Consider the following 4,570-nt stretch of genomic DNA (forward strand, 5'->3'; position numbering starts at 1 on the left):
GCGTACGCTCTCGCGGGCAGATTTACAGTCTGCTGCCATTAACCACTCGGCCACCTGTCCACACCAGTGCTGCCGGTGCCGGATTTCCCCGAAAGGAAAGCCGATTTTTTGATCTCCGAGGAGACCGTCCGGCCGAGAGGCGGCCCCTTTGGCGAAGGGAGACTTGCCTGTCAATGGGCAGGCTGGCAAACGCGGCACGAATTTTCCAACAAGCTTGCAGAAAAGGTGCGCCAATGCCCCGTCACGACGATCAACCCAAGGGCCGCGCACTGCGCGGGCGCGCCGGTCGGAACAAGGGCGGGCGCGGCTCCGGCCGGGGAAGTTCGGGCGCTATCCGTCTGTGGGGCCGGCACGCCGTGGAAGCCGCGCTGACCAATCCCGACCGCGACGCAAAAAAGCTGTGGGGCACGCGCGAGGCGATTCAGGCCATGCTGGACGATCACGATGCGGAACTGCCATCTTCGCTGCCGGTCGAATATGCACAGGCTGCCGATCTTGCGCGGCTCGTCGCAAAGGACGCCCCGCATCAGGGGCTCGTGCTCGATTGCGCTCCGCTCGATGACGTAGCGCTCGATGATATTCTCGAAGAATCGGAAGGCCGCGCCATCGTCGTTCTCGATTCGGTTACCGATCCGCACAATGTCGGCGCCATCCTGCGATCATGTGCGGCGTTCGATGTGGCAGCGCTGGTTACCCAAGATCGCCATGCCCCGCCCGAATCGGGCACTCTGGCGAAATCGGCATCCGGCGCACTGGAAGTCGTTCCTTGGGTGCGCGTGGTGAACCTGTCCCGCGCGCTCGAACGCATGTCAGAGGAAGGCTATTGGCGCATTGGCCTTGATGGGGATGGCAAGGCCGTATTCCCCTCGGCCCTTCCCGCTGGTCCGGTCGCACTCGTGCTAGGCGCAGAGGGTGAAGGCCTGCGCCATAACGTAGCACAGCACTGCGATGCGATTGCACGGTTGCCCATTGCCTCGGCAATCGAAAGCCTTAACGTTTCGAACGCGGCCGCAATCGCGCTCTATGCCGTGGCGACACGCGAAAGCTTAACTGGGCGCGAAGCTTGAGCAGGCAAGGGAGGGAACCCATGAATCGTTCGATCAAATTTGGCGCGGCTGTTGCCGCTCTTCTCCTGCTGGCCGGCTGCCTGCTGATGCCGGGTCGCTTCACGTCGGACATCACATTGCGCAAGGACGGCACGTTCAGTTTCAGCTACAAAGGTGATATCCACGTCCTTGCGCTGTCCAAGCTTGCCGCTGACGAACGCGAACGGAAAAACGCCAGTGCCACGTTCGAACCATCAACCTGCTATGACGATGACACGAGTGACGAGCGCGAATGCACCGCTGACGAACTGACCGAACAGAAAAGGGTCTGGGAAGAGGATGTCGCTGCCAGCAAGGCTGCTTCTAAAGCCAAGCAGGATTCCGATGATCAGATGATGAAGACCATGATGGGCGGCATCGATCCTGCCGACCCGCAAGCCGCGCAGGAATTTGCAGAGCGTCTGCGCCGACAGAAAGGCTGGAAGTCCGTCATCGACAAGGGCGACGGACGCTTCGAAGTGGAATACGCCGTCACCGGACGGCTAGATCACGATTTCAACTTCCCCACCGTCGAAAAGCTGCCGATGATCACGCCGTTCGTCACCATGATACGCCGCGCCGATGGCAGCGTGCGGATTGACGCGCCTGCTCTGACTTCCGCGTCAACAGGAACGCCGTTCATGAGCATGGCCGCAGCGGCGGCAGACGAAAAGAGCGAAAAGGTTGGCGGGAATGGAATGCCCGTGCTTGATGGTGTGTTGACTATCGTGACCAACGGCGAAATTCTGGCAAATAACACTGATGAAGGCCCTGCCGCCGGTCCTGCCGGCAAGACTCTGCAATGGAAGGTCAATGCCCGCACCAAGGAAGCGCCAAGCGCACTCATCCGCATCGCGCCCTGATTGACCATAATATTCAGAAACCACAAAAAACCGCCCCGGTCGGCCTGACCGGGGCGGTTTTTCATGTTGGCAGCTTCATCCCGCTGGGCAGGAAAAACCGATGCCGTTCAGTTTACCGCGTCTTTCAGGCCCTTGCCGGCCTTGAACTTGGGCTGGGCTGATGCCTTGATCGACATTGGCTCGCCGGTGCGCGGGTTGCGGCCCGTGGACGCCTTGCGCTTTGCAACTGAGAAAGTACCAAAACCGACCAGGCGCACTTCGTCGCCCCCGGCCAAGGCACCTGAAATCGATTCGAAAACCGCTTCAACAGCCTTCGTCGCGTCACCTTTGGACAGGCCACTGACTTCGGCAACTGCGCCGATCAGATCGTTCTTGTTCATGCGGAAACCCCCTAAGTATTTTTTCTTGGGCCAAAATCTTACGATTGAGAAACTTCGGGATTGAATCGCCTATTTGCGTGGGCCGAAAGAGAGCGGAGAAAATCTCGACTGTCAAAGGCTAAAGCGACGGAATGGCCCCATTTTGCCCGTAATTTCGGCATGTTGGCCGACAGGCGAAAGCCTTGCGCAATTTCCTTGCGCAAGGCCTTCCGTCAATTGCTGGTCATGCTTGGGTGGTCTTAGAGCACTTTCCGACCAATCTGGATCATCGTGATTGCGATAGGAAGCTCACTGGCAAGGCGCAGCGTGCAGCAAGGGCTGGTTGCCCCTGCAAGCGATGCAACGCTGTCCAGCGAGCTTCCTATCGCAACCGCAAAGCGGCGGGCCGAATTTGCTCCAGCGCAGCGTTGCTCGTCAGTCACAATGCCTCAGCATTGCTCCTTCCTCGCGCCTTGCCCTGAAACAAATTCGGCTCCGTCACGGTGAACCAGATCGGTCGGAAAGTGCTCTAATGCGCCGTGGGCGAAGTCATCGTCCCCGCAACTGCTGCCGTTGGTTGCGATGCAAGATCGTCCGCCTCGGTCCATTCGATCGATTGCGGCGCGCTGACCAGAGCACGTGCCAGAACTTCATCAACGTGCGCGACTGGAACGATCTCCAGCCCTTCCTTGATGTTGGCCGGTATTTCAGCAAGATCCTTGCGGTTCTCCTCGGGGATCAGCACCGTCTTGATGCCGCCGCGCAGAGCCGCGAGAAGTTTTTCCTTCAAACCGCCAATCGCCAGAACGCGACCGCGCAGCGTCACTTCGCCGGTCATGGCCACATCGGCTTTCACCGGAATGCCGGTGAGCGTGGAAACCATCGCAGTGACCATGCCGATACCAGCGCTCGGTCCGTCCTTGGGCACTGCGCCTTCGGGCAAGTGGATGTGGAGATCCTTGCGGTTGAAGATCGACGGCTTGATGCCATAAGCAGGGCTGCGCGCCTTAACGAAGCTGAACGCCATCTGGACGCTCTCGCTCATCACCTCGCCCAGCTTGCCGGTCGTCTTGACCGCGCCCTTGCCCGGCACCGTCACGCTTTCGATCGTCAGCAGTTCACCGCCGACTTCGGTCCACGCCAGGCCGGTAACGGCACCTACCTGATTTTCCTCGTCGGACATGCCGTGGCGGAACTTGCGCACGCCTGCAAAGTCCGAAAGGTTTTCGGGCGTGATCGTCACGCTCCTGGTCTTGCCTTCAAGGATCTGGCGCAGCGATTTACGTGCCAGACGCGCCACTTCGCGTTCCAGCGTGCGCACCCCCGCCTCGCGCGTGTAGTAGCGGATCAGATCGCGCAAGGCTTCGGTTTCAAGGGTGAATTCGCCCTTTTTCAGCCCGTGTGCCTCTACCTGTTTGCGGATCAGATGACGCTCGGCAATCTCCACCTTTTCGTCTTCGGTATAGCCTTCGAGCCGGATGATCTCCATGCGATCAAGCAGCGGTTGCGGCAGGTTGAGGCTGTTCGCCGTGCAGACGAACATCACGTCCGAAAGATCGAAGTCCAGCTCAAGATAGTGGTCCTGAAACTTCGCGTTCTGTTCGGGATCAAGCACTTCCAGCAGCGCAGACGCAGGATCGCCGCGAAAATCCTGCCCCAGCTTGTCGATCTCGTCGAGCAGGAACAGCGGGTTTGCGGTGCCGGCCTTCTTCAGGTTGGTCACGATCTTGCCCGGCAGCGAGCCGATGTAGGTGCGGCGATGGCCACGGATCTCGGCCTCATCACGCACGCCACCCAAGGACTGGCGCACGAACTGGCGACCGGTTGCCTTCGCGATCGATTTGCCGAGCGAGGTCTTGCCGACGCCCGGAGGACCGACGAGGCACAGGATCGGGCCTTTCAGCTTGTTGGTACGCGCCTGAACCGCGAGATATTCGACAATGCGATCCTTGACCTTGTCGAGCGCATAGTGATCGGCATCAAGGATGGCCTGAGCTGCCGGAATATCCTTCTTCAGCTTGCTGCGCTTGCCCCACGGCAGACCCAGCAGCACATCGAGGTAATTGCGGATGACCGTTGCCTCGGCACTCATCGGCTGCATGGTCTTGAGCTTCTTCAGCTCTGCCTGCGCCTTGGCCTTGGCCTCCTTTGAAAGCTTCAGCTTGTCGATCTTGTCCTGCAACTCGGCAAGTTCGTTGGCTTCCTCGCCATCGCCGCCGCCCAGTTCGGACTGGATCGCTTTCAACTGTTCGTTGAGGTAATA

The 4,570-nt window shown here is 59.6% G+C and carries 4 protein-coding genes; 2 read left to right on the forward strand and 2 right to left on the reverse strand.

The features are described from left to right. The first annotated feature begins 233 nt into the window (after positions 1 to 233). On the forward strand, positions 234 to 1,067 hold the full coding sequence (gene rlmB / locus ACOVQ0_RS13060) for a 23S rRNA (guanosine(2251)-2'-O)-methyltransferase RlmB (RefSeq protein ID WP_421885118.1): 834 nt from the start codon (positions 234 to 236) through the stop codon (positions 1,065 to 1,067). Positions 1,068 to 1,087: 20 nt separating this feature from the next. Further along, the gene (locus ACOVQ0_RS13065) at positions 1,088 to 1,948 is read left to right on the forward strand and encodes a hypothetical protein (RefSeq protein WP_421885120.1); all 861 of its coding nucleotides are present in this window, start codon (positions 1,088 to 1,090) and stop codon (positions 1,946 to 1,948) included. A 107-nt stretch (positions 1,949 to 2,055) separates the two neighbouring features. Here ACOVQ0_RS13065 and ACOVQ0_RS13070 read toward each other — a convergent pair whose 3' ends face one another. Next, on the reverse strand, positions 2,056 to 2,328 hold the full coding sequence (locus ACOVQ0_RS13070) for an HU family DNA-binding protein (RefSeq protein ID WP_168852829.1): 273 nt from the start codon (positions 2,326 to 2,328) through the stop codon (positions 2,056 to 2,058). Positions 2,329 to 2,836: 508 nt separating this feature from the next. Continuing rightward, positions 2,837 to 4,570, reverse strand: a 1,734-nt coding sequence (gene lon / locus ACOVQ0_RS13075) for an endopeptidase La (RefSeq protein ID WP_421885122.1), incomplete at its 5' end; no start/stop codon positions are given.

The sequence above is a fragment of the Novosphingobium sp. genome (assembly GCF_049240505.1).
Classification (GTDB): Bacteria; Pseudomonadota; Alphaproteobacteria; order Sphingomonadales; family Sphingomonadaceae; genus Novosphingobium.

What these genes read in the sequence shown, in the direction of transcription:
- rlmB (WP_421885118.1), top strand. Translation starts at nt 234, where the DNA reads ATGCCCCGTCACGACGATCAACCCAAGGGCCGCGCACTGCGCGGGCGC.
- ACOVQ0_RS13065 (WP_421885120.1), top strand. Translation starts at nt 1,088, where the DNA reads ATGAATCGTTCGATCAAATTTGGCGCGGCTGTTGCCGCTCTTCTCCTG.
- ACOVQ0_RS13070 (WP_168852829.1), bottom strand. Translation starts at nt 2,328, where the DNA reads ATGAACAAGAACGATCTGATCGGCGCAGTTGCCGAAGTCAGTGGCCTG.